The 24,865-nt window shown below is 42.4% G+C and carries 20 protein-coding genes; 7 read left to right on the forward strand and 13 right to left on the reverse strand.

Annotated elements, in window-relative coordinates:
- The 7 genes from AABI99_RS12660 to AABI99_RS12690 form a co-directional block, all read right to left on the reverse strand.
- Positions 1-424: CDP-alcohol phosphatidyltransferase family protein (locus AABI99_RS12660; RefSeq protein WP_338366257.1), on the reverse strand; the 424-nt coding region annotated here is incomplete at its 3' end.
- Positions 425-453: 29 nt separating this feature from the next.
- Entirely contained in the window at positions 454-1,092 is a 639-nt protein-coding gene (locus tag AABI99_RS12665; protein WP_338366259.1) for an ATP-binding cassette domain-containing protein, read from the reverse strand.
- Positions 1,093-1,114: 22 nt separating this feature from the next.
- Positions 1,115-2,869 carry an ABC transporter permease subunit gene (locus tag AABI99_RS12670; RefSeq protein WP_338366261.1) on the reverse strand — a complete coding sequence of 585 codons (1,755 nt, stop codon included), beginning with the start codon at positions 2,867-2,869 and terminating at the stop codon, positions 1,115-1,117.
- The gene (locus AABI99_RS12675; protein WP_338366263.1) at positions 2,866-4,143 is read right to left on the reverse strand and encodes an ABC transporter substrate-binding protein; all 1,278 of its coding nucleotides are present in this window, start codon (positions 4,141-4,143) and stop codon (positions 2,866-2,868) included. Before AABI99_RS12675 ends, AABI99_RS12670 begins: the two co-directional genes overlap by 4 nt.
- Positions 4,130-4,948: a DUF547 domain-containing protein gene (locus AABI99_RS12680; RefSeq protein WP_338366265.1), complete on the reverse strand. Its 819-nt coding sequence runs from the start codon at positions 4,946-4,948 to the stop codon at positions 4,130-4,132. The genes AABI99_RS12675 and AABI99_RS12680 overlap by 14 nt, the downstream gene beginning before the upstream one ends.
- A 1-nt stretch (position 4,949) precedes the next feature.
- Complete coding sequence (locus tag AABI99_RS12685; protein ID WP_338366267.1) at positions 4,950-7,103, reverse strand: FAD-dependent oxidoreductase; 2,154 nt, start codon at positions 7,101-7,103, stop codon at positions 4,950-4,952.
- A 16-nt stretch (positions 7,104-7,119) separates the two neighbouring features.
- Entirely contained in the window at positions 7,120-9,474 is a 2,355-nt protein-coding gene (locus AABI99_RS12690; RefSeq protein WP_338366269.1) for a TonB-dependent receptor plug domain-containing protein, read from the reverse strand.
- Positions 9,475-9,813: 339 nt separating this feature from the next.
- Between AABI99_RS12690 and AABI99_RS12695 the strand changes: the two genes are divergently transcribed.
- Positions 9,814-10,227, forward strand: coding sequence for a hypothetical protein (locus AABI99_RS12695; protein WP_338366271.1), 414 nt, complete (start codon positions 9,814-9,816; stop codon positions 10,225-10,227).
- A gap of 84 nt (positions 10,228-10,311) precedes the next feature.
- Here the strand turns inward: AABI99_RS12695 and AABI99_RS12700 are convergent, their stop codons facing one another.
- Positions 10,312-10,737 carry a hemerythrin domain-containing protein gene (locus AABI99_RS12700; RefSeq protein WP_338366272.1) on the reverse strand — a complete coding sequence of 142 codons (426 nt, stop codon included), beginning with the start codon at positions 10,735-10,737 and terminating at the stop codon, positions 10,312-10,314.
- A 350-nt stretch (positions 10,738-11,087) separates the two neighbouring features.
- Here AABI99_RS12700 and AABI99_RS12705 point away from each other — a divergent pair, with 350 nt between their 5' ends.
- A complete protein-coding gene (locus AABI99_RS12705; protein ID WP_338366273.1) occupies positions 11,088-11,594 on the forward strand; it encodes a TetR/AcrR family transcriptional regulator in 507 nt (168 codons plus the stop codon).
- 11 nt (positions 11,595-11,605) lie between these two features.
- Positions 11,606-12,664, forward strand: a complete 1,059-nt coding sequence (locus AABI99_RS12710) for an alcohol dehydrogenase family protein (RefSeq protein ID WP_338366274.1) — start codon at positions 11,606-11,608, stop codon at positions 12,662-12,664.
- A 56-nt stretch (positions 12,665-12,720) separates the two neighbouring features.
- On the opposite strand, the gene AABI99_RS12715 is transcribed toward AABI99_RS12710, so the two are convergent.
- The 3 genes from AABI99_RS12715 to AABI99_RS12725 all read right to left on the reverse strand — a co-directional run bounded on the left by AABI99_RS12715 (position 12,721) and on the right by AABI99_RS12725 (position 16,261).
- Positions 12,721-13,947, reverse strand: coding sequence for a threonine/serine exporter family protein (locus AABI99_RS12715; RefSeq protein WP_338366275.1), 1,227 nt, complete (start codon positions 13,945-13,947; stop codon positions 12,721-12,723).
- Between the two features lie 107 nt (positions 13,948-14,054).
- Positions 14,055-15,284: a glycosyltransferase gene (locus AABI99_RS12720; RefSeq protein WP_338366276.1), complete on the reverse strand. Its 1,230-nt coding sequence runs from the start codon at positions 15,282-15,284 to the stop codon at positions 14,055-14,057.
- A complete protein-coding gene (locus AABI99_RS12725; protein WP_338366277.1) occupies positions 15,284-16,261 on the reverse strand; it encodes a LacI family DNA-binding transcriptional regulator in 978 nt (325 codons plus the stop codon). The genes AABI99_RS12720 and AABI99_RS12725 overlap by 1 nt, the downstream gene beginning before the upstream one ends.
- 164 nt (positions 16,262-16,425) lie before the next feature.
- On the opposite strand from AABI99_RS12725, the gene AABI99_RS12730 reads away from it, so the two are divergent.
- On the forward strand, positions 16,426-18,891 hold the full coding sequence (locus AABI99_RS12730; RefSeq protein WP_338366278.1) for a prolyl oligopeptidase family serine peptidase: 2,466 nt from the start codon (positions 16,426-16,428) through the stop codon (positions 18,889-18,891).
- A 67-nt stretch (positions 18,892-18,958) separates the two neighbouring features.
- Positions 18,959-19,576 (forward strand): LysE family translocator, encoded by a 618-nt coding sequence (locus tag AABI99_RS12735; RefSeq protein WP_338366279.1) that lies wholly within the window; start codon positions 18,959-18,961, stop codon positions 19,574-19,576.
- A 50-nt stretch (positions 19,577-19,626) separates the two neighbouring features.
- On the opposite strand, the gene uvrA is transcribed toward AABI99_RS12735, so the two are convergent.
- A complete protein-coding gene (uvrA, locus tag AABI99_RS12740) occupies positions 19,627-22,209 on the reverse strand; it encodes an excinuclease ABC subunit UvrA (protein ID WP_338366280.1) in 2,583 nt (860 codons plus the stop codon).
- Between the two features lie 220 nt (positions 22,210-22,429).
- Between uvrA and AABI99_RS12745 the strand changes: the two genes are divergently transcribed.
- Positions 22,430-22,801, forward strand: coding sequence for a hypothetical protein (locus tag AABI99_RS12745; RefSeq protein WP_338366283.1), 372 nt, complete (start codon positions 22,430-22,432; stop codon positions 22,799-22,801).
- Between the two features lie 19 nt (positions 22,802-22,820).
- Here AABI99_RS12745 and AABI99_RS12750 read toward each other — a convergent pair whose 3' ends face one another.
- The gene (locus tag AABI99_RS12750; protein ID WP_338366281.1) at positions 22,821-23,063 is read right to left on the reverse strand and encodes a LytTR family DNA-binding domain-containing protein; all 243 of its coding nucleotides are present in this window, start codon (positions 23,061-23,063) and stop codon (positions 22,821-22,823) included.
- A gap of 659 nt (positions 23,064-23,722) precedes the next feature.
- Here AABI99_RS12750 and AABI99_RS12755 point away from each other — a divergent pair.
- Positions 23,723-24,319 (forward strand): hypothetical protein, encoded by a 597-nt coding sequence (locus tag AABI99_RS12755; protein WP_338366282.1) that lies wholly within the window; start codon positions 23,723-23,725, stop codon positions 24,317-24,319.
- Positions 24,320-24,865 lie beyond the last annotated feature (546 nt).

The following is a 24,865-nucleotide window of genomic DNA, read 5'->3' on the forward strand; positions in this document are numbered from 1 at the left end:
GTTTTTCGAGCTTAAATTTTTCGGCGGCTATGGCAAAGGCTAAAAAGCTTGAGCCAGTGCCTATAAAGGTGGCCAGTAATATGCTACCTGCAATGGCGTTTTGCTCTGGGTTTGCCAAAATAAAGCCAAGCGGAATTGCCGCGTAAAATAAAAAGTCGAGGGTAATATCTAAAAAACCGCCAGCGCTTGAACTTAAATTTGCATGGCGTGCCAATGCGCCATCTAGCCCATCTAAAATACGATTTAAAGCAATAGCCGTCAACGCTGCGTACCACATTTCAAACGCAATTAATGGCACAGCTAATAGCCCTATTAAAAAGCCTGCCACAGTAAGTTGATCGGGCGTTATACCGCGCTTGTGCATTAATGCTACAACAGGGGTTAACAGTGGCTTTATTACCGGTGTGATGTATTTGTCTAACATGCTTGGTGCCTTGTACTTTTTGTGTGTATTTATTTGGCTAAATGTAAGGTGACCAGTTTGCCGTTTGCAGCCTCTGCATCGCTATGATCGTGGGTTACCATAATAGCGGGCAATTTATGCTCACGTATTTGGCTAAATACCAGCTCGCGGGTATCTACTCTTAATTGGGTGTCGAGCTTGCTAAAGGGCTCATCAAGCAAAATAGCTTTTGGCTCGCTTAATAGCATACGCAGTAAAGCAACGCGGGCTTGTTGCCCACCAGAGAGGTTGTCGGGGTGGCGATTAGCCATGCCTTTTAATCCCACTTGTTCAAGCGCGTGCTCTATTTTTTCAAGGCGCTGTTTTTTATTGCCTTTAGGCATAGCAAAGGCAATGTTACCACTTACCGATAAATGCGAAAATAATAACGCATCTTGATAAAGCACACCTATGTGGCGTAAATGTGCGGGCAAGTTATTAATATTTTCACCGTTAAGCCACACTTCGCCATTTGCGCTAAAACCAGTGGGTAATGTGCCGGTAAGCCAATTTAATAAACTTGATTTACCACTGCCTGATGGCCCCATAATAGTAAGTATTTCGCCGCCTTTTACCAGCTCGTTTAAGCTCAGTAATTGCTGGTTTTGACGATAAAGCTCACAATTTTTAATCTCTAAAGATGACTGCATTAAAAACCTTTTAATTTATGGGTTAGCGTTGTGCGCTTTTAAAAAAGTACTTAGGTAACACCCACGCCAGTATAAAGCCTATTAGTGGCAATGCCATTTGCATAATGGCATACACCGCACTAGTGCGCCTACTTGCGCCATTAGCAAGGGTAACCGCTTCGGTTGTTATGGTTGCTATGCGCCCGCCACCGGCTAAAAGTGTAGGTAAGTATTGGCCAAAGCTAATGGCCAACCCAAGTGCCGCCGCAATTAAAATAGGGGCAAACAACAGGGGTAGTTTTACCTGTAAAAACACTTTGCAGGGCGTTGCGCCAAGGCTTGCTGCTACATGAGCAAAGCGAGGGTCTAATCGTCTATAACTGCTCGCAAGCGATAAAAACACATACGGTAATACAAACAATAAATGGGTAAATACCACATTAAAAAACGCGGCTTGATTATTTACTAGTTGCTGCAGCCACACCAGGCCAAATAAAAACGCAATACTTGGTACAAGCAGCGGTAAATAAATAATTAAGCTGGTAAAGCGCGATAGGGGTTTGGCACTTATCTGCTCTGACTCTAAGCACAAAAGCGTAATAATAATGGCAAATAACGTTGTAACTATGCCTATAGCAAGGGTATTAAAAAGCGGGTTTTGCATTTGCATTAGCGCACTTTTAAAGTGAAGTAGCGTGAGCTGCTCAGGCAAGGCCGCTGGAAAACGCCAAAACCCGGCAACCGACCACATAATTAAGCCAATTAATGAGAGCAATATAAAGCCGATTACAAATACAGTTAAAACGGTTGTTATTTTTTGCCAATAAACGCCGCCGTATTCTCGCTCGCCATTGGTGAGTAAATCACTAAATAATGCCTTTATGGTTTTTTCGCCGCCAAGCCAAAATGCTAACAATCCAGCAGTAAGCACAAGCTGCAATAACGCCCCAGCAGACGCTTTAATACGCAGGTTTAAATCTACATCGTTAAACCAGTGCATAATCGCAACTGCTAGCGTTGGCGGGGTATTGGGGCCTAAAATAAGGGGCATTTCTACACTTGCGCTGGCATAAGCCAATACGGCTAAAATGGGTAGACGCAGTAATGGATAAAGGCTTGGCAGTATTACTTTAAAAAATGCAGTCATAGGGCAGTAGCCTAAATTAAGCGCTACTTTATGTTGCTGGCGCAGTTTTTTGCCAAGCTCAGGTTGAGCAAGTACACCCAGCGCCATTAACAATAAAAAAGGCAGCTCTTTAAGTGTTAAGCCTAAAATTATACTAATACCAAACGCGTCATGCGGAAACATGCCGTTAGGCGCAAGTTCCCAGCCACTAAACCAAGGCGATATTAAACGCGAGATCATACCCGAAGGTGCAATTAAAAAACCAACCGCAATAGCCGCTGCTGCGTGGGGGATTACCAGTATTGGGCTCAGTAAACGTTGAATACGGTTAAGCCACGAGCTATTAAAAAATGCCGCTAAAATCATTAACGTAATAATAAAAGCAAGTAAGGTGCTTATTAATCCGGTGCCAATACTTAGCCCAACCATGTGTGTTAGGCCGGGTGTTTGCATAAGCATAGCAAAGCCATGTAGGCCAACAGTGGTGTGTTCAAGTACCGGCGCATAACCAAAAGCGGGTAATAGCACGCTAATCAGGCCGCCCATTACCGGTAAAATTAGCAATGCCAGTAAAAAGCGTGGGCTTAATTTAACTATTTTACTAAACATATCAGCGCTTTTATGTGGTTTAAGCGTTGGGCTTGCTGCTAATTTATTTGAAACAACACTCATTGGCTTACTCCAAAACGAGTTTGCCAACCTTGCATAATCGCGTTTACCCAGCTTGGGTGTGGCTCGCTAAGCGTGCGTTTAATACTATTTAAAGGCAGCGCGCTTGGGTGTGGTTGCGTTGTTTTAAATAAGGCTTGTTGCTGTGGTGTTAGCGTTGATTGAATAAGTACTGTTTTATCGCCCCATATATGCGATTTTTGTTTTTGAGCTTGCGCCTCTGGGCTTAATAAAAAATTAGCCACTAACTGCGCACCTTGCTGGTGGCTTGCATTATAGGGTATGGCTACAAAATGGGTGTTACTTAAACTGCCATCTTGCATTGCATAACTGCGAATACTTTTTGGTAAATCATAACGTTTAACAGCCGCGGGTACTTCGGGCGCTGAAAACGTAAACGCGATGCTTAGCTCTGTGTCGCCTACTAAGCGGCGCATTTGTGCACCACTTTGCATAAAGTGTTTACCACCGCGCCAAAGTGTTGGATGCAGTTTATTTAAAAAGCTCCATAATGGGTTTAATACTTGGGCTGTGTTTTTTGCAGTAGCCGGCTGATTTAACTGCGCTTTAAGTGTGTCATCACTTTGTTGATGTAGCATAACAAGCGCGTATTTTAAAAAGCTCATGCCTAAAAAGTCAGGTGGTTTTGGGTAACTAAAACGCCCAGGGTTTTGTGCGCTCCAGCTAAGTAACTGGGTTAGGGTTGTTGGTAATGTGTTATTTGCAGAGCCGTCAATTGCTAAGCTGTCATAGTAAAAGGTAAGCGATGCTTGGCCCCAAGGTGCTTCCATTCCATTAGTGGGTATACCAAAATCAAAAGTAACAGCGGGGTTATTGCTAGGGTCGGTGTAGCTAAAACTGGGCAGCTTATTAGCCCATTGTTTAAGTAATAATGAGTGCTCGCTCATAGTGGCAAAGTTAGCACCGTTTATCCAAATTAAATCTACGCTGCCTTTGTCATTATTGTTTGCTGATTTTTCGGCAAGTACCCGGCTTACAGCTTCGCTGGTATCACTTAGCTTTACATGGACTAAGTTTATGTTGTATTTGGTTTTTACTTGCTGCGCAGCCCATTGAATATATGCATTTATTTGCGCATCACCACCCCAGGCATAAAAATAGACGCTTTGGTTTTTACCTAAGCTTTCAATTTGCTGCCAACGGCTTTGTAACTGTGTACTTGCTAGGCTTTTAAAGCTGATAACAAGGCAAATGCAAAACGCGACACAGCATAGGCTGTATCGCGATACTGTTTGCCAACATTTATTGGCGAGCATTTAAATCCCAGTCATAGTCTAAAAATTTAATTTTCATGTCGCCATTTTTAAGTGCTTTTTGCTGAGCGGGTATCAGCTTTAGTGCCGTGGGGTATTGGGCAAAAAATTGCTGTAACGTGTTTGCACCTCTAAAACCTTGTTCAAAATCATCACCATACCACTTAAATATTGAAGACACACTTAGCGTGTTATCTTGCGCTATATTACGGGTCATGTCTGATAAAAAACGCACCGTTTGCGCTTGCAATTGGCTCTCTAAATTAGTGGCTGTGTAGGCCTCTTCACGTAGTGCTGGGCAGCCAATACTTGCGCAATTTACAGCAAAGTGAATACGTGGGTCGTTGTATTTACCACTGCCACGTATTAAACCATGTTCTATATCATCTAGGCTGCGAGTTTTACCAAGTAATGGCACAAACTCTTTGCTCCACGGTGAGCTAAAAAAACTGCCTAAATCTTTAATTGACTTAAGGTTTGGGTACTTAGTTAATATTAGCTTAACAGTAAAGGCGTTATACGCGTTGATTAAAAACGCCAGCTGCTTTGGTTTTTCCCATGTATCAAACTCATTTTGCGTAACCGCCGATAACGAATCTAAATAGCTTTTAAGCTCGCTGTGCTTAGCTTTTATTGCTGCGTAATCAACCTCTGTGCTGTGGCCATGATTAATAGCTACAACATGATTGTTTAATAATGCGTTCCAGCCCTCGTGCATATTTTGAGCTTGGGCCGAAAATGACGTTGCAAACGATGTTGCAAGTAAAGCAGACCCTAGCAAGAGCGCTTTTAAAGGTGTTTTAAACATATTAGCCTCTGCGCCATGCGTGGTATTTTTCAAGCATGTTAAGTACTTTTTCAGGTGCGTGAGCGCGTCTCCACTCGCCTGCTGCGTACTTGTTACCTTCAGCCCACGTAGGGTAGCTATGAATTGTGCCTAGTATTTTGTTAAGGCCTAAACCGTGTTTCATTGCCAGTACAAATTCAGCTATTAAATCGCCAGCGTGCTCAGATACCACAGTAACACCGAGTATTTTGTCTTTGCCTTTTGGTGTAATGACTTTAATAAAGCCTTTGGTGGCGCTGTCGGTAATGGCGCGGTCTAGTTCTTCAAATTCAAAGCGAGTGATTTCGTAGTCTATGCCTTTATCAATAGCGTCTTGCTCGTTTAAGCCCACACGTGCTACTTCAGGGTCAATAAATGTGGTCCACGGGATTACACGGTAATCAACTTTAAACTTTTTAAGGTTACCAAATAAGCCATTTACTGCTGCGTACCAGCCCTGATGAGCGGCTACGTGCGTAAACTGATACGGGCCTACAATATCGCCAGCGGCAAAAATGTTAGGGTAAAGCGTTTCTAGGTATTCGTTAGTAACTACCGTACGGTCAGTTTCTATGCCGAGCTCTTCAAGGCCGTAACCTTTAAGGCGAGCGCTTCGGCCCACAGCACAGAGTAGCTCATCATATTCAATATCGATTTCGGTGTCGTTATGTTTTACTACAATGAATTTTTTACCGTCGCGCGCTTCACAACGAAGTGCCTGATGCGAGGTTAAAATGTTAACACCGCTCTCAGTAAGCGCTTCGTGGGCAAATTTAGATACCTCAAGGTCTTCTTTGATCATAATACGATCGCTCATTTCAATTTGCGTAACATTTGAGCCTAAGCGTGCAAAACTTTGTGCAAGTTCGCTACCAATTGGGCCGCCGCCAAGTACAACAAGCTTTTTAGGGGCTTCTTCAAGTTCTGCAAATTTAGTCCATAATGTATCGCTTGTTACATAGCCGGTTTCTTCAATACCAGGTAATGGCGGTACAAATGGGCGCGCGCCGGTGGCAATAACAATTGTACGAGCGGTTAAGGTTTGTGTGCCGCCATCGTTGAGTTTAATTTCTACAGTCCATGGGTCGATTAATTTGCCGTAGCCTTTTACAACATCTACACCTAGGTTTGTGTAGCGCTCAACGCTGTCGTGCGGTGCGATATCGGCAATCACTTGGTGTACACGTGCCATTACCTTTTTAAACGAAAACTGCGGTGTGGCGTTATCAAGTCCATAGTGCTCAGCATGGCGAATTTGTTCGGCAATTTTAGCGCTTTTAATAATTGCTTTACTTGGCACACAGCCATAGTTTAAACAGTCTCCGCCCATTTCGCCGGCTTCAATTAGTGTGACTTTGGCTTTAACTGCTGCTGCAATGTAGCTTGTAACTAAGCCGCCAGCACCTGCGCCAATAACAATCATATTACGGTCAAACTTTTTAGGTTTAGTGTAGTTTTTGTAAACACGGCGTTTTTTAAACACGTTGAGAATGCCTTTAGCAATAAATGGGAACACACCTAATAAAGCAAATGATAAAAGTAAGCTTGGTGATAATATGCCCGATAAACTTTCAATTTGTGCTAGCTGTGTACCTGCGTTCACATACACAAATGTGCCTGCCAACATACCAATTTGACTTACCCAATAAAAGGTCCACGCTTTAATGGCTGTTACACCCATAAGTAAATTAATCAAGAAAAACGGAAAAACGGGCACTAGTCTTAGAGTAAATAAATAAAAGCCCCCCTCTTTTTCAACACCAGCATCGATAGCATCTAAACGTTCAGGAAAGCGTTGCTTAATGGTATCGCGCAGTAAATAGCGCGATACTAAAAAGGCAAGTGTAGCCCCAACCGTTGAGGCAAAAGAGGCAACAATTAAGCCTTCAACTAGGCCAAATAACGCACCCGCGGCCAGTGTCAATATGGCCGCACCCGGTAAAGAAAGGGCGGTTACTACTACGTATAATAAAAAGAAACCACCAAATACCAACAATGGCGATTGTTTTTTATATTGGCTAAACTGGTCCATAGACCCTTTTAAGCCTTCCAGCGTAAGTAACTGGTGTAAATTAAAGTGAAAGAACACACCTATAGCGGCTGCTGCAATCAATACCAAAAATAGTTTTTTTATCATGTTCTCTCAACCATTTTTAAAAATTATGTGTAAGAGTTAATTTTGCGTTTATTGGCAATTCAGGAAATGCCAACGTTGCACCAAAATAACCCCCTTCAAATACTGGGCGCCAGTTTTTTTGATTAGTGACGTTATTTACATCTAAGCGCAACTTAGTGCTAGGCGTAAAAGCGAAGCTAGTATTAACGTTTAGCTTGTATTGATCACGGATTTTAACTGTTGCCAAAAAGTCTAATGGGTAACTCTTTGTATATAGACCTGAAAAACCCATTTGCCATTTCGAATTAATTGAATAATTTCCGTTTAGGCTTAACGATTGCTCTGGTATGCCCTGAACTTGGTGATTTGAAGGCGCAAATGCGGTAAAACTTGGTGCGCCAACGCCAGTACCTGCAATAATATCTGGTCGTGAATTATCGAACGCATCAATTACTTGTGCTGAGTCTTGGCTACTTGCAGAATTATCGTAACGAGCATCTATGTAGCTGTAACCTGCACTTAGCCAATAAGGGTAAGCATCGTAAAATACTTGGCTTTCAAAACCTGTGGTACGAATACCTGTATTGCTGCCGTCGCGATTACGTAAACTGCGGCGCTGACTAAATACCGCGCCATCAGCGTACCAATCGCTGTCGGTTGGAGCGTACTTTAAGCCAAACTCTACTAAGGTGTTTTCGGTAGCAAAATTTTGTGCGCTAATGGTGTTATCGCTGCCAAGCGTTGTACCGCCAGCCATACTGTTTGACGTGGCTTCGTTATAGCTTGCTGCACCGTAAGTGGTATAGTCAGCATTTATTTTGTAGTTAAAGCTAACTTGGCCAGAATGCAGGGTTTCGTTAATGCTATCGCTTGCGGCAACTTGGCCTTGTGGTGCAATAGGGTCGTTTGCTTCTACATCGTAAAAGTCAATGCGGTAACCCACGCTAGTATGAAGTTTATCGCCCCAATCTGAGTCTTGCTGAATAGCAAGCCCGGTTTGCCATGAGCGTGAGTCGGTGGTGTCTGATAAGTTAAAATCGCCGCTGCCATCGTTATCTACATCGTATTGACCACCAGGCGATACAAACACGCCTGGCCTTAGCTCTACTAAACGTGCTTTTTGTGCATCGGTTAGGGGGATGCGGCGGTTTGAAAGCGGGCCTGTTAAATCAATTGGTAAGTCGGCTTCAGTAGTAAATTGGCTGTAGCCAAGTACTTTGTTATAGCGTACGTCAAAAGCAAAAATTGTTTGCTGATCGTTATTCCAGCGGTAAGTTAGCTCAGTGCGGTTTTGCGCGGTATCGGCGCCGTCAATAATTTCTACAAAACTGTTTTGGGCTATTTCTTCACGCTGTAAATGCTGAAAATAGGTAATATTTTTAAGCGAGGCATTAGCACTTAGCTCGCGCTTATAAATGCTGTGGATTAAATAAGTGGTTGCCTCGTTTTGGTTATCTGGGTCGGTAAGTACGGTGCTACGATCTATTTTTACTTGCCCAGTTGGCGATACAATTGAACCTGCTGCCGGTACTGTGCTGCCATTGGCTTGCACGCCTTGGCCGGTAATATAAAGGCCATCATCAATTAAGGCTTGGGTAGGACGGTTAATACCGGCGTTATCGGTAAATTCAACTTGGTATAGCTCAAAGTTAATATCCCAGCTGCTTTTGTCGTCTGGTAAAATTCTAAGCGCTGCAAATAGGCTATCGCTTTTAGTGCCAGAGTAATCGTAGTAGCTACCTTCATCAAGGTGCTCGTAACTGACTCTAAAGCCCACTTTGTCTTTTATAATCGGCGCTGTGTAATCTACTTGGGCACTGTATTGATCCCAGCGCCCAGCAGAGAACTTAACCTTGCCTTTACTTTCATCAGTTGAGGCAGCTTTAGAATGTAAGTTTACAAAACCACCGTTACGTTGGCTTGAACCGAATAAAACTGGCGGTGCACCTTTTACTACATCTATTTGTTCTACAGAGTTGAACGATAACGGCACACCAAAGCCATTATTACCCGCTTGGCGACGTGTGCCATCTTGAAAAAGCTCGCCTAATTGGCCACGAATAGTAGGCAAACTTGGCGCACCAAAGCCACTTGCTGAGTACGTATTTGGGCTTACTGCGAGTACGTCATGTAATGTATTAATGTTTAGCTGCTCAATTAACTCGCTTGAAATAGGCGTGACCGAGCGGGCTATATCTTGGAGTGCTAGGTTATCGCCAAAAGGACCATTTATAGTGGCATCTTTTACAGAAAGCCCTTGAGATTTAATCGTTTGGCCTGCCACTTCAATACGTTCAATTGAATCGGTATTGCTTACAGGTTCTGCCGCATGAGCATAAAAGTTAGGTGTGAGTGAAGCGGCTATAAAAAGTGCCAAATATGAATGTTTCAAAAGGGTTCTCATTTTGGTTAGTGTGAATGTGGCAATAAAGACCTGCGGCCTTGTGAATAACTTTCAGTAAATATTAATTCTTTTTATTTTTTAGAATGAAACGTTAAAAGTCTAGCATAGTATTGGGCAGCTTCATTTTGTTTTAAGCATCGCTTTGTGGCTTGTTTAGTGTAATTACACAGTTGATACAGGTATGAATAATAAGTTCCTGTTTTATACGCAAGCAATCGTAAAGTAGAGCACTGTCACTATTAAAAAATATTGACTCGGATGAAATAAAATATGTATTAAGCGGTCTAGCTGGTTTCACATTAAATTATTTAGTTTTAAGGAAATTTTATGACGGGTACAACAAGTACTGATTTTTATAATCGTCTGCAATGGTCGCTTTTTTCATTACGTCTAGGCGTATTTATTGTAATGATTATGTGGACGTTCGATAAATTTGTTAATCCTGGGCATAGCGCACGTATTTTTGAGCATTTTTATGGGATCAGCGGATCTACCGATGTGGTTGCCTATATTTTGGGGGCATTGCAGCTTATTCTAGTGCTCGCTTTTGTGGCAGGTATTAAGAAGCGCCTTACTTATGGCGTAATTTTTGTTATACACGGCCTATCAACGCTTTCATCTTACAACCAGTATATTGATGGTTTTAATAATTTACTATTTTTTACTGCATGGCCTATGTGGGCAGCCTGTTTTGCGCTTTACCTATTACGCGAGCAAGATGTTAAATTTACTATTAAATAGCAAATAAAAAAAATGGTTATAAGCCGTGCGGCTTATAACCAATAAGTACACAAGGGAGTGTATGGAAGTTGGATTTAATCGTGATTAATGCATTGCATCGTTGTATTGTTCAGCTAAGTTTTCTTTTTGCCCTTCGGTTAGCGCTTTACCCGCTAATTGAAAAACTTCGTGTTCTTCCTCACTTAAATGGTGATGCACCAAATGATGTAGCTTTTTAGCTGCAACTAACCATGCAGATGAGCTCATCTCGGTATCTTCAAGTTGCTCTATTAATTCGTCTATTTCATGGTGTTCTGCAACGCTGTGACGTGCCTTTTCGTGCGTTAAATCGTCAAACATAAGTGGATTGTAAAAATAACGCTCTTCAAACTTAGCGTGGTCTTCTAATTGGGTTTTTAGCTCGTCCATTAGCTTATGGCGCTCAGTTGTATCGCCGTGCGTTTGAATAAGGGCATCTACTAACTCGCGTTGTTTGTCGTGATCGTTACGTAGCGCTTCAAATATATTCATGACTAATCCTTTACTTGCTCTTTAATTGCTTACAAATGATAAAGCAAGCTAAGTGCCAAGCTTTAAGTTGTTGATATAATTTAGTTAAATGTGTTTCGAATGCTTTTCACGGAATTACTTTGTAACTTTTACACATAAAAAGCTGCAATTTTTTCAGATTACAGGAAGGTGATTGCTTTTGACGCTATATAAGCTTACATATTTTTACTGGCTGGGTATTTTCTAGTTATTATCAATAACTACCCCTAGCTTTTCACAAATTTAATTGTGCTTAAATCTGTATTGGTTGACATGTAGAATGAATGCTCTACCATGATGGGTAGAATGTTCACTCTACTTGGTTGGGATTTATGTTAAAACAAGAAATAGCTGCTGCGCTTGAGGTGGCTTTTAGTCAACATGGCTTTGCTGAACCGAGCGTGGCAAAGCTGCAAAAACTCAGTGGTGTTAGCTTACGCACTCTTTATAAATACTATCCATCAAAACAGACAATGATCATTGCTGCGCTTGAGTATCGCCATAATCGCTATATCAATTTTTTACTTAAAGACGCGCCAGCCCCGGGAGTTGAGGCAGTTTTGCATATGTTTGACCAACTCAAAGCGTGGATGGTGGAGTTTGCGCCTAATGGGTGTTTATCTATCAATGCGTTGTCGGCGTTTCCTGAGGATGAAGCCATTAGCAGTGCGGTGCAAACTCATAAAAATGACGTAAAAAAACTGCTTGGTGAGCAAGGGTTAAATTCATCATTGGCTAGTAGGCTGTTTTTGTTACACGAAGGCGTGTCGAGTGCGTGGCCTGTTATGGGAGATGAGGCGGTAACATCAGCAAAAAACAGTATTCTTAAATTAATATAATGGAGCAAACAATGCCAAATCTACCCTCTACAATGCATGGCGTACAGCTTACTGAGCATGGCGATTTTGATGTATTAAAGTACGCAACTAACTTACCGCTGCCAGCGCTTGCACAAACCGATGTACTAATAAAAGTTATGGCAGCGGGGGTTAACAACACCGATCTTAATACTCGCACAGCGTGGTACGCTAAAAAACAAAGCAGTAAGGACGATGCAAGTTGGTCTGGTGATGCGTTTGTTTTTCCGCGCATTCAAGGCGCAGATGTATGTGGTGTAATAGTAGCCGTAGGTGAAAGCGTTGATAAAAGCCGTATTGGCGAGCGTATTCTAGTTGAGCCATGTTTAGTAAAAGCTAATGGCGAAACACTTAAATCGCCATGGTATTTTGGCTCAGAGTGCGATGGTGGTTTTGCACAGTACACTGTAGTTGATTCCATCCATGCTTATACAATTAACAGTAATTATAGCGATGTTGAGCTGGCGTCTTTTCCGTGCTCATATTCTACAGCCGAAAACATGTTGTACCGCTCAAACCCACAGCCAGGGGAAACTGTTTTAATTACGGGGGCCTCGGGCGGGGTTGGCTCTGCGGCTGTGCAATTAGCCAAAGCGCGTGGTGCAAGTGTTATTGCCATTACGAGCAAAAGTAAGGCGCAGCAGTTAAAAGCTTTAGGCGCCGATAAAGTGCTACTACGCGAAGATGATTTAATTCAAGCCTTAGGTAAAAACAGTGTTGATGTTGTTATTGACCTGGTAGCTGGCGAGCAATGGCCGACGCTTTTGGAAGTATTAAAGCCAAAAGGGCGTTATGCGGTGTCGGGCGCTATAGGCGGGGCGTTAGTTGAGCTAGATGTACGTACTTTGTACTTAAAAGATTTAACTTTTTTTGGCTGTACAGTTATAGAGCCTGAGGTATTTAAAAGCTTAGTTAACTTTATTGAACAAGAAAAAATTAAGCCTATTGTGGCGCAAACATTTCCATTGAGCGAAATAGTTACGGCGCAAAAGGTGTTTGCACAAAAACAACACGTAGGAAAAATTGTACTAACCATCCCCCATAGCGAATAGCAGGTTAAACAACACAGCCCGTTACAAATTTAACGGGCTTATTAGTTGTAACGAGTTTATAAGCTTTTTTTAGGCGGTAAAGCCACGTTTGCAAATATGAGCCCCGCTACAAGCGACATAAATATTAAAAACGTTTGCTGGCCTATATGCTCGGCATAAACAAAGTCTTGGCCTTCAATAAGTGAGTTTAAGCCAATATAAGTTTTACTACCGGGTACTAATACTATTAAGCCTTGCATGGCAACAATAGAGGCAGGGGCATTTACTACACGGTTAAATAAGTTACTAAATACACCAACCGAGAGCGCCCCAACAAATGTACCTAATGTGTAGTCAAGGTACATTGCCGAACCAATACTCGTGCCATAGGCTATAAAACCAGATGCGATTGACCATCCCGCATGTTTAAGCTTAGTTCTAAATATCACTATTAAGCTGCTACAAAGTAAAAATATAGCTAGCCACGCAGTCCAACGCGGTAGTGGCTCGGGCTGTACAAAGTCGGTTTGACCAAACAGAGCAAAACCAATGCCTATGCCTATAAATGCGCCAAAGTACAATTTAAATAACAGCATAAACGAGTCCATAACTCGTGCTGTACCCGACACCAAATGCCTAGCGGCAAGCTCTGCTAAACCAAGTGCCAACGCCAAACCGGGTATAAACACAATAATGGCCGACAGTACCACTAAACGTATATTTATATCGGGCGAAATATACACGCTTACTGCGCATGCTAGCACTGCCGATACTATAGCAACTAATGGCTCTAGCATGTGAGCAACTCGCTTCGAGCGGTTTGACCACAGCACAAACATATACACCACTAAAGTAAGTAATGCAGACCAAATAACGTCTGTCCAACTGGTGCCCATTAGCATGGCAAAAGCCCCACCCGATGTAGCAAAAGCGATACCGGTTACAAGTTTATTGTACGGGTTTGGCATCTCGTAAATGGCATCAAGCTGCGCATCAACTTCTTGTAAAGTGAGCTTATCGTCGAGCATTTGATTTACCAAATCGTCGGTATCGGCTAGTGAGCCTAAGTCGTGATCGCCCGGGTCTACACGCGCTACATGGGTGTATTCGTCTTCGTGGCCATCAGTCCAAATTACAAACGTTACTGAAGTTGGCGACATAACAAAAGACGATTTAAGCCCTAAGTAGGTGGCCACTTCCATTAAGTGTGCTTCTAAGCGGTACGCAGGGGTGCCGTACTTGTGTAGCATTTTACCTAATTTAACGATAAATTTGCGCTTTTCAGTAAAGGTTGCAGTTTTCAAATCTTGTATGGACCAGTGAGTAAATAAATTAGCTAAAAGTATAGGCTAAAACGCCCATTTGTAATGGGCGCGATTTTAAACACAAATTTGTAGGAGTCTAGTCATTTTTAATCTAATTTTTTATTTTTTTCAGCAATCCATTGCGCCATATATTGCGTACTGCGCATAGTATGGTGTTTTAACATTTGTCCTGTGAAGTTTTTTTCCCTGTGCGCTTTTAAATCCTTGCTTATTGAGTCAATTTTATTAATTAACCCCGTGCTTAATTTTACTTTATTGTACAAGGTATTAAGTAGTGTTTTGCCAGCTTGTTGTGCGTGTTCAAAATCGGCTTGATTGGTGTAAAGCTCAACGGCTGCATTTGCAAAATCGTCGGTATTATTAGCCACTTTACCAGGCCATGGTAAATCGTTGTGCATTCCCTCTGCACCAATATTAGTGGTAACGCTGGGCGTTTGCATTATCATCGCTTCTAGCAGCTTACCTTTTATACCTGCGCCAAAACGAAGCGGTGCTAAACACACGCGGGCGCTTTGCATTACCTCATAGGCATCGTCGGCCCAGCCTTTTATTAAAAACCCTGTTTTAGGGTTATTAAGTGCAGTTGCTTTTGGGGGCGGATAAGAGCCATAAATGTGTAGCTCGGCTTTTGGTAATTGCTTGCGAATAAGCGGCCATATTTTTTGTAAATACAGCACCGCATCCCAGTTGGGGGCATGTCTAAAGTTACCTATGGTCATAAAGTGTGCGCGTTCATCAAACGATTTAGTTTGCGCAGGTAAGGCACTTAAATCGACCATAAACGGTAAATGGTGTAATAAGCTTGGTTCGACCTTAAATACACTATTAAGTAATTCCATTTCGTAGCTTGAAATAATTAAGCTGAGGTCGCAGCGCAAAATAGCCGCTATTTCGCGTTTTGCTATGTCGGAATGTAAATCGCTGGTGGTAAACTCGCGCTCGCCTTTATGCGCTTCGTGGCGCGCATTTCGTAGGCATTGTAAATCTTCGGTATCGAGTATTTTAATAGCATTAGGGCAATGTTTGTCTACACGCCAGCCAAATTGCTCTTCCATCATAAAGCGGTCAAACATCACTATATCTGGGTTGTAGGCTTTAACGTACTCATCAAAACTTTCACAGTTAAGGGCAATGCTTTGGCTGCTTATACCGTACTCATTTAAATTTACCATGTGCTCGGTGCGCTGTGCCGGGGTAGCAAATTCTACTTGCCAATTTTGCGCTTTAAACGCATTTAATAACGACATCATATGCGTACCCGCAGCAGACGAATTTGGCTCTGGCCATACGTAACCAATTACCAGCACTTTTTTCATTACGGTGTTTCTCTAATTTGTAGGTTTACATTTACCAGTGTTTTTACTGGCGCAGTGTGTGTTTGTAGTTGTTCTTGCAGTATTAAAATACTGCGCTGAGCAAGCTCTTGGGTGTTTATAGTGGCGCCAGTAAAGGCCGGTTGCATTTGGGTAATCTCAGGAATATGCAAGCAGCTTACTATATTATTTTTTAAGTGCGGTGCGGCGGCTAACACCCCGTGCGCAATTATGCTGTTGGCGCATACAACGGCGTTAACATTAGGGTTGTTAAGTAACGTGTTAGTCACTACTTGTTGAGCACTTAATAAGCTGCTTTGCGGCAAAGTAATTACTGGCTCGGGAGTGATGTTGTGTTTTTTGCATGCGCTATTAAAACCACTCGTTAAAGCAAGTGACGATAAGCTCTCGTCACCTATAAAGAGTATGTTTTTAGTTGATTCATTTATTAGCTGTAGTGTTACTACATGGCTTGCTTTGTTGTAGTCGGGTAAAACACACGGGGCTGAACTATAAGGCACCTCGTGCATTAAACTAATAACAGGGTAATTGGCAGCAAGGTTGTCGAGCCACTTTGCACAGGTATTAGCTACAGGGCAAATTATAAACGCCGCTACCTTATATTCTTTTAGGTTATTTATAAGCTGTGTTTGGCATTCTAGGCTGTTGTTGCTGCTGATAATAATAGCCTGAAAAGAGGCGTCGTTTAGTGCTTGCTCTGTATTTTTAGCAAGCTGTGCCATTAGTGGATTTGTTAAATCGTCAATCACTACAACAATTAAGTTAGAGCGCCCAGAGCGCATAGCTGCTGCATCACGATTATACACATAACCTAGCTCGTCTATAGCTTGTAACACTTTTTGTTTGCTTTTATCGGCTACCTTATTACTTTGCGTTAGTACCAGCGATACGGTGGATTTAGACACCCCTGCACGGTGGGCAACATCAAAAATAGTGACAGATTTAGCTTTGTTAGGCATGGTATTTAAGCGCGCAGTAATGAATAAATAGCTGCGTAGTGTAGCGTATATAATGCAATTAAGTCATCTTTTAGCGCTGCAATTTAAAGCTTAATACTTTATGAACAGGTCAAAACATGTTTATATACCTTTTGAAATCTTAAAAATAACAAAAGGATAAAAACATGAACGCATTGAGGCTGTTAGTTGCCTTTATTTGTTGTGTTGTAATAATGCCAAACAGTTATGCTGAGCAAGGCTATCAAACACCTTCGCCAGAGCTTGCTGCTGTGGTAGATGCCAAATTAGCACCGACTAGTTTTTTATCGAGCGATGGCCAGTGGCTTGCTTTATTTGAGCGAAAGCGCGTAGTAACACTCGATGAGCTTGCCAAAGATGAGCTCAAACTTGCGGGTATTAAACTTAACCCTGCTAACTTTTCGCGTTCACGTGTTAGCGCAAAATACAGCGCAGTTGAGCTGAAGCACGTGCAAAGCGGCACGGTTATTAATATTAATAACTTACCAAGTGGTATTATTCGCTCACCTAAATGGTCATCAAACAGTAAGTATTTAGCGTTTGTTGTAGAGCAACAAAACCAAGCAAATTTATGGCTTTACAGTGTAGAGACAAAGCAAGCAAAAATGCTCTCAAACGCAGCGCTTAACTCGGTTATTACCGCTACGCCCTACCAATGGCTGCCCGATAGCAGCGCACTGGTTGCAAATTTAGCGGTTAATATAGGTAAGCCCGCGCTTAAAAACAGTAGTCAAAATGGTGTGCCTGTTATACAGCAAAGCACAGGCGAAAAAGCCCCTGCGCGTACCTATCAAAACTTATTAACCAGCCCTTTTGACGAAGCGCAGTTTAAATTTTACGGCCAAGGGCAATTAGCTTACGTAACGCTTGATGGCAATACACAAGCCATTGGCAGCCCTGCATTATTTAAGTCATTTTCGGTATCGCCCGATTCAACCAATATATTAGTGGCTGCGATAAACGAGCCGTTTTCGTACCAAGTACCGTACAGCCGGTTTGCGAGTACGTGGCAAATATGGGGCATGCGCGGTTATGCATTAGCCGAACTTGTAAAACAGCCACTTGCCGATAACATTCCGCAAGGCTACGATAGTGTTCGCACTGGCCGACGCGACTTTGAATGGCGCGCGGATCAAGGCGCAGAAGTTATTTGGGCCGAGGCGCAAGATGGCGGCGACATGAAAACCGATGTTAAGCACCATGATTATATTTACAGCCTACGTGCGCCGTTTAAACGCGAGCCTAAGCTGTTTGCTAAAGTAGAGCGCCGCTATGCTGGTATAGTTTGGGGCAATCAAAATATTGCCATGCTTAGCGACTGGCGCTTTAGCGATCGCCAAGTGCGTACCTATGTTATTCAACCACGCAATGCAGATAAAAACCGTGTGCTTTTTTCTGAGCGAAGCTATAACGATGCGTATAAAAACCCAGGTAGCTTTATATACGAGCGCAACGATTTAGGCGCCAACGTGATCAAAATTGTTGGCGGGCGCTATATGTACCTGCGCGGCAATGGCGCATCAGAGCAAGGTAATATTCCGTTTTTAGACAGGTACGATGTAAAAACAAATAGCAGTAAGCGTTTATGGCAGTCACAAGCGCCATACTACGAGCGCGTTCGTGCATTACTTGACGACGAAGGCGAGCGCTTTATAACTGTGCGAGAGTCTAAAACCGAGCAACCTAACTTTTTTATTCGTGATTTAGATAACGATACACTTACCCAATTAACTAACTTTGCTCATCCGTACCCTGCATTTAAAGGCGTAACAAAAGAGCAGCTACGTTACAAACGTGATGACGGGGTTGAGCTTTCTGGCACGCTTTATTTACCGCCAGGTTACGATGTAACCCAAGGCCCGTTACCCGTACTTATGTGGGCGTACCCACTTGAATACAAAGATAAAGCCGTAGCGTCACAAGTGCGTGAGTCGCCATATGAATTTACCTACATTGGTTATTGGGGCCCGATGCCTTACCTTGCAAAAGGTATTGCCGTATTTGACGACCCTAAAATGCCGATTGTAGGCATTGATGGCAGTGAGCCTAACGATAACTTTAGAAAGCAGTTAGTTTCAAGTGCACAAGCAGCGGTTGATGTATTGGTTAAAAAAGGCATTGCTGATAAAAACAAAATAGCTATAGCAGGGCATTCGTACGGTGCATTTATGGTGGCAAACCTATTAGCACATAGCGATTTATTTAAAACCGGTATTGCCCGTAGTGGCGCGTACAACCGTACGTTAACGCCGTTTGGTTTTCAGGGTGAAGAACGTGATTTTTGGCAAGCTCAAAGTGTATACGCTAATATGTCACCGTTTTTTCACGCTGAAAAAATTAACGAGCCAATGCTGATGATTCATGGTCAAGAAGATCCGAATTCGGGCACCTTCCCAATGCAAAGTGAGCGTATGTACGCTGCGCTTAAAGGCCTAGGTAAAGACGCTCGTTTAGTAATGCTTCCTTACGAAGCCCACGGCTACCGCGCACGTAAAAGTTTATTACATGTACTGTGGGAACAAGAGCAGTGGCTAGATAAGTATTTGTTAAATGATACAGCAGAGCCAGTAGAAGTAATTACTGAACCAGTGGCAAGTACTGGGCAAGAGTAATCACATAAGTAAGCAGCAACGCGGCTACTTATAGCCGCGTTTTTTGTTTTTAATACAAGGTAATTTAATGATTGATATAGCAGCACTTGCGGTTTTTATTCCTACCTTCTTTTTTGTGTCTATTACTCCAGGTATGTGTATGACCCTTGCCATGACACTCGGCATGAGCATAGGTGTGCGCCGAACCTTATGGATGATGATAGGTGAGCTATTAGGCGTAGCAACCGTTGCCGTTGCTGCGGTACTCGGTGTAGCAAGTGTAATGCTAAATTACCCTGATGCGTTTGCTATTCTAAAGTGGGTAGGCGGTGCGTACTTAATTTACATTGGCGTAAATATGTGGCGCGCTAAAGGTAAAATGTCGATTGATACACAAAAACCTGATGATGTAAGTAGGCAGTCGCTTTTTACGCAAGGGTTTATTACCGCTGTTGCTAACCCTAAAGGGTGGGCGTTTATGATTTCACTACTCCCACCGTTTATTAATGTTGATCAGGCCGTTGCGCCACAGTTAGTGATTTTACTTAGCGTAATTATGGTAACCGAATTTGTAAGTATGTTAGCTTACGCAACGGGTGGTAAAAGCCTGCGTCTGTTTTTAGCCCGAGGCGATAATATTAAATGGATGAACCGTATAGCAGGCAGTTTAATGATGCTTGTAGGCGTTTGGTTAGCCTTAGACTAATAAAAAGAGCCCCAGGCTCTTTTTATATTATGCATATTGCTTTTAACATTTTAATTAGCGCGTGCGTCATTTAACTGCGTTTTTAAAAATGGTGCCGTTTTACTTTTTGGGGATTTAGCGACGCTTTCAGGTTTACCTTGTGCAACTATTACTCCGCCTTCGTCGCCCGCACCTGGGCCTATATCAATAACCCAATCGCTGTTACTGGCTACTTGCATATCGTGCTCAACCATAATGACGGTGTTGCCCGCATCAACTAAGCCATTTAGCTGCGTCATTAGCATAGCTACATCTTTTGGGTGTAGGCCTGTGGTTGGTTCATCTAAAATATAAAGCGTATCGCCGTGCTGTGTGCGTTGCAACTCTGTGGCAAGTTTGATGCGCTGGGCCTCGCCGCCCGAAAGCTCAGTAGCAGGTTGGCCTAAACGTAAATAGCCAAGGCCCACTTGTAAAAGCGCATTGAGCGCACGTAAAATAGCGGGTTCATCGGCAAAAAAGGTATGCGCAGACTCAACGGTTAAATTAAGTACATCGGCAATGGTTTTATCTTTATAGGTAATCTCGAGTGTTTTTTGGTTGTAGCGCTTGGCGTTACACACAGGGCAAGGCGAATACACGCTAGGTAAAAATAACAGCTCTACGCTTACAAAGCCTACGCCTTCGCAATTTTCGCAGCGTCCTTTTTTAACATTAAACGAAAAACGGCCCGCGTCGTACTTACGTGCTTTTGCCTCTTTGGTATTGGCAAACAGTTTACGTACGTGATCGAACAAACCCGTATAAGTTGCAAGGTTTGAGCGAGGTGTGCGGCCAATGGCTTTTTGATCAACCGTTATTAGTCGCTTTATGTGCTCAATGCCCCCTGTTATTTGCCCGCCGGTTGTTATATCGAGTTCTTGCTCGAGCAGCTCGGCTTCATCGGTAGGTATTTGTGGCTGCAATTTTTGCCCTAGTGCATCGTAAACCAGCTCAACAAGCGCTTGGCTTACTAAGCTTGATTTACCTGAGCCAGAGACTCCTGTAACACTTGTAATAACCCCAAGCGGAAATTCTACATTAAGCTTTTGTAAGTTATTACGCTCAACATTTTTAAGCGTAAGCCATGCTTTTGCTGGGCGTTGTTTACCTTGTAATTGAGCTTGCTGAGATTCGTTATTTTTAAATAAGTATTGGCTCGTGTGTGAGCTGCTAATTTGCTTTAAGCCCTCAACAGGGCCGCTATAAACAATATTACCGCCACGGGAGCCCGCATTTGGCCCTACATCAACCACCCAATCGGCATGGCGAATAACACTTACGTTGTGCTCAACCACAAACACTGAGTTACCAGCGGCTATTAGTTCATCTAATGCGGCTAATAAAGCTTGTGTATCGGCAGGGTGTAAACCTGCCGAAGGTTCATCTAACACATACACAACGCCAAATAATTTTGAGCGAATTTGCGTTGCAAGCCTTAAGCGTTGTAACTCACCCGGCGATAACGATGGAGTGGTGCGCTCAAGCGATAAATACCCCAAACCAAGTTTGGTGAGTGCTTCAACGCGTTTAAGAATGTCGCCTGCTATACGTTTTGCAACTATGGCTTTTTCGGGATTTGTAGCGTTACTTTTAGGGGGGTTACTAACGGCAAATCTTAATTTATCTGCCAGCTCATTGAGTGTTAATTGCGAAATCTCACCTATATCAACCCCCGCTACTTTAACCGATAACGACTCTTTTTTAAGTTTTTTGCCTTCGCACTGCGGGCATTGTGATAATTGCATATATTGCGATACGCGCTTTTTAGTGCGTGGGCTTTGAGTGCTCGCAATCGATTGTAAAACAAAGCGTTTAGCACTTATAAAGGTACCCATGTAGCTAGGGCTTTCTTCATTTTTAATCGCCGCTTGGGTTTGTTCAAGCGTGTAGTCAGGAAACACGGGTACTGTGGGTGTGTCGTCGGTAAACAAAATCCAATCACGGGCTTTTTTAGGCAGGGTATTCCACGGTTTATTAATATCGTAGCCTAACGAGGTGAGAATACGGCTTAGGTTTTTACCTTGCCAAGCTGGCGGCCATGCGGCTATAGCGCGCTCTTTAATTGATTTAGTCGGGTCGGGCACTAACAGCTCTTCGGTTACGTTAAATACACGGCCAATACCGTGGCATTCTGGGCAGGCGCCTTGTGGCGTATTAGGCGAAAACGCATCGGCGTACAGTATGCCTTGCCCTTTGGGGTATTCGCCTGCGCGTGAGTAAAGCATTCGCAGCGCGTTAGAAATAGTGGTTACACTACCCACCGATGAGCGTACCGAGGGTGCACCACGCTGTTGCTGCAGGGCTACCGCGGGTGGCAGTCCTTCAATCGAATCTACATCTGGCTCGTCTACTTGGTCTATTAATCGGCGTGCATAAGGGGATACCGAATCAAGATAGCGATGCTGCGATTCGGCAAACAATGTTCCAAAAGCGAGCGATGATTTACCCGAGCCTGATATACCGGTAAAAACAACAAGTGAATTACGGGGCAAGTTTACATCCACATCTTTTAAGTTATGAACACGCGCGCCTCGTACTTGAATACTGTGCTCTGGGTTTAATAAAGCCGATCGCGCATTACTAACCTCATGTGAATTTTTAGGTGTGGTTGCCATGTAATTTACTCCTGTTTAATAACCGTGTGTTTATTAACGTGCCGCAAAGTATTAATAGTAATGGGGTGTCACTGAATGGGCGCTTAGTTAATTTACTGAGCTTTTAATAGAGTGTTTACATAATAGGTAAAAACTGCGAGTATAAATTTTAATCAAGCATCTAAATTGAAAAGGACGTTTAATTGTGACAAAAATTGTCTTTAGCTTTTTATTTTTATTAATACTTTGCGCCAATGTGTTTGCAGCGCAAAATAATGTACTAAACGTAGACCGAGCCATACCAAATAGTATGCAGTTGTCGTTTCCAAACGATAACAATATAACGCCCAAAAAGTCTGACTTTTCAATTGTAAACTATGTACTTATGAGCAACGAAATAGGCGAACGCTGGGCGGTTATTACCCTTACTAATTTAGCCTCTGGCAAGCGTGAACTTAATCAGGATCATTTATTAGCGCTGTTTGCAGATGGCAGCAGGCTAACACCCAATGAATTTAAGTTAGGCTTTAATGGCAACCAAACACAGTCGGTAACGGTATCGTTTGCTGAGCATAAATTTCCTATTTTAAGTGTGTATTCGAGCAATGATTAGTAACGCATTTTTAGATACGTTAAATGTGTAGTAATTGCTTTAGTTTATCGGCACCGGCTCTGCTTGTGCTTAGCTCAGATTTAATATCATCATTTACAATCAGCATTAGCTTACCGTTAAACCAACGTTGTATTTCTTTAATGTGATCAACGTTAACCAAATAACTTCGATGAATTCGTACAAAGTTTTTTGCTACTAAGGCATGCTCAAGTTGGTTGAGCGTATCGCTTAAATGATGAAATGTGTCGCCATTCCACGCCAAACTATTACCTTGCTCCGATTTAATAAATTTAATGTCACTCGGGGGGAGTAAAAATATCCGCTCACCGTTTTTACTAATTAACTTATTTATAGTGTTTTGGTTAATGTAAACGTTTGCTCGTGTTCAGGGCTGCTAACTTGGCAGTGGGCACGCTGTTGCTCTAGTTGCTGCTGCGCTTTGGCGAGTGCTTTTTTTTTAACCGAGCAATAGGAAAAGGTTTGAGAGAAATAAACTAGGTACCCATCTTAATTTTGCTTTCTTTTTTTACGATTTATGGGTGTGATGAATTCAGATGTGTCGGTAAATGAAATAGTGCGAACGAGTTAGCAGCCTTGCTTGCTGCATAAAATCAAAGAGTTAACCTGCTTAGTTGCTCAGGCTGGAAACGAGTGTGCGTGTAAAAAGATAGTTGCTTATCTAGCCAAACTTAGGTGTAATGGAAACATAATAAACGCTGAGCAGTGCAGGGAAAGCTTAAATAAGGCCAGATATGCCAATAAAATTGGCTTACTAAAGCTTAGGTCATAAAAAGCAAATCCCCATAGCATAAACAACACCAACTCTGACACACCGAGCAGGTAGCGACTCAGTCCAACAAGCGACACTACAACACAAACTGCGTGTCGCATAAATACTAAAATGTTATAAGCCTCAAAGATATGATTGAAGAACTAGAAGGAAAACTCACTCAAGTTCGTGCTAGTGGAATAGGTGATCTACTTGCAGTAGTGACTGAACAATTCATTTTCCACTGTAACACTGTGAGCCAAGTGTGCGAAAAATACGGGCAGATACCTGAGGATGAGTGCTTAGTTCAGGAGAATTTGACTGCGAAGAATCAAGCAATTGTTTCACAAGTTTTTACGGCAATGATAATAGAAGCTTTTTACTTTGATTACTATCATGGAAAAAAGTCTAAATCTAAGGCCGAGGATTGGTCAAAACAAAGCCCGGTAAAACAATTCATTTCTCTTGCACAAGAGTTTTGGGGCATTAAAAATGTTCAAGAAACTGAACTTTACAGTCAGCTAAATGATTTGAATAAAGTTAGAAGAAGGTGGATTCACAACCAAAGTACTCAACTAGGTAACTATGCTAAAGATCTAAATTATCTTTCAGCGGACGGTTGCATCGATTTTCTTAGAAGGTTTTTCATATTTATTGATGAGCAAGATCCTTCATACAAAGCTGCAAAATTAATTTCAGATCACTTCTCATCTTTGCAGTTACAAATGAAAGGTTACACCGGCTTATAACAAACAAATAAAGTCGCTCGCGGGCTCGCTGGGACACAAACATGGCGGTTATGTCGCTTCGCTCCGATTATAACCGTCATGTTTGAGCCCCTTATTTGGGTGTTAGGCATACCAAAAGGCACAGATGTTATTTAAAACTGTCGTTACATTACCAATAGCAATTACTTTTATTGGATTAGTATTTCGTTCAACTTTGTATTGGTCATTTTCTGTGGCTCAAGGAGAGCCATATGGCAGTGGGGATATAATAGAAATGCTATTAGCTCTCCTGTTAATACTTTCATCATTTCTAGGCCTTATTTACACTCTAATTTTGCTTTTGGTACCAAAGTACCGGCACTACTTTAGAGCATTAAAATTAGCCGTAATATGCATAAGCTCCCCTATTTGTTATTATTTTTTGCACGCATTAATGCCTAAACTGATGTAGGGTAAGCCTAACATGTAACTAAGGTTATAAATGTCTCTAATTGGCTCCTTCTAGCCATTCTACAACATAAAAAATTGATAATAATTGGCAAGGTATTTTACTGTGTTGGATGGCGC

It is taken from the genome of uncultured Pseudoalteromonas sp. (assembly GCF_963922945.1).
GTDB lineage: Bacteria > Pseudomonadota > Gammaproteobacteria > Enterobacterales > Alteromonadaceae > Pseudoalteromonas.

Excerpts from the sequence above, each read along its gene's own strand:
- AABI99_RS12665 (WP_338366259.1), bottom strand. The coding sequence starts at position 1,092 with ATGCAGTCATCTTTAGAGATTAAAAATTGTGAGCTTTATCGTCAAAAC.
- AABI99_RS12670 (WP_338366261.1), bottom strand. The coding sequence starts at position 2,869 with ATGAGTGTTGTTTCAAATAAATTAGCAGCAAGCCCAACGCTTAAACCA.
- AABI99_RS12675 (WP_338366263.1), bottom strand. The coding sequence starts at position 4,143 with ATGCTCGCCAATAAATGTTGGCAAACAGTATCGCGATACAGCCTATGC.
- AABI99_RS12680 (WP_338366265.1), bottom strand. The coding sequence starts at position 4,948 with ATGTTTAAAACACCTTTAAAAGCGCTCTTGCTAGGGTCTGCTTTACTT.
- AABI99_RS12685 (WP_338366267.1), bottom strand. The coding sequence starts at position 7,103 with ATGATAAAAAAACTATTTTTGGTATTGATTGCAGCAGCCGCTATAGGT.
- AABI99_RS12695 (WP_338366271.1), top strand. The coding sequence starts at position 9,814 with ATGACGGGTACAACAAGTACTGATTTTTATAATCGTCTGCAATGGTCG.
- AABI99_RS12700 (WP_338366272.1), bottom strand. The coding sequence starts at position 10,737 with ATGAATATATTTGAAGCGCTACGTAACGATCACGACAAACAACGCGAG.
- AABI99_RS12705 (WP_338366273.1), top strand. The coding sequence starts at position 11,088 with ATGTTAAAACAAGAAATAGCTGCTGCGCTTGAGGTGGCTTTTAGTCAA.
- AABI99_RS12710 (WP_338366274.1), top strand. The coding sequence starts at position 11,606 with ATGCCAAATCTACCCTCTACAATGCATGGCGTACAGCTTACTGAGCAT.
- AABI99_RS12720 (WP_338366276.1), bottom strand. The coding sequence starts at position 15,284 with ATGAAAAAAGTGCTGGTAATTGGTTACGTATGGCCAGAGCCAAATTCG.
- AABI99_RS12725 (WP_338366277.1), bottom strand. The coding sequence starts at position 16,261 with ATGCCTAACAAAGCTAAATCTGTCACTATTTTTGATGTTGCCCACCGT.
- AABI99_RS12730 (WP_338366278.1), top strand. The coding sequence starts at position 16,426 with ATGAACGCATTGAGGCTGTTAGTTGCCTTTATTTGTTGTGTTGTAATA.
- AABI99_RS12735 (WP_338366279.1), top strand. The coding sequence starts at position 18,959 with ATGATTGATATAGCAGCACTTGCGGTTTTTATTCCTACCTTCTTTTTT.
- uvrA (WP_338366280.1), bottom strand. The coding sequence starts at position 22,209 with ATGGCAACCACACCTAAAAATTCACATGAGGTTAGTAATGCGCGATCG.
- AABI99_RS12755 (WP_338366282.1), top strand. The coding sequence starts at position 23,723 with ATGATTGAAGAACTAGAAGGAAAACTCACTCAAGTTCGTGCTAGTGGA.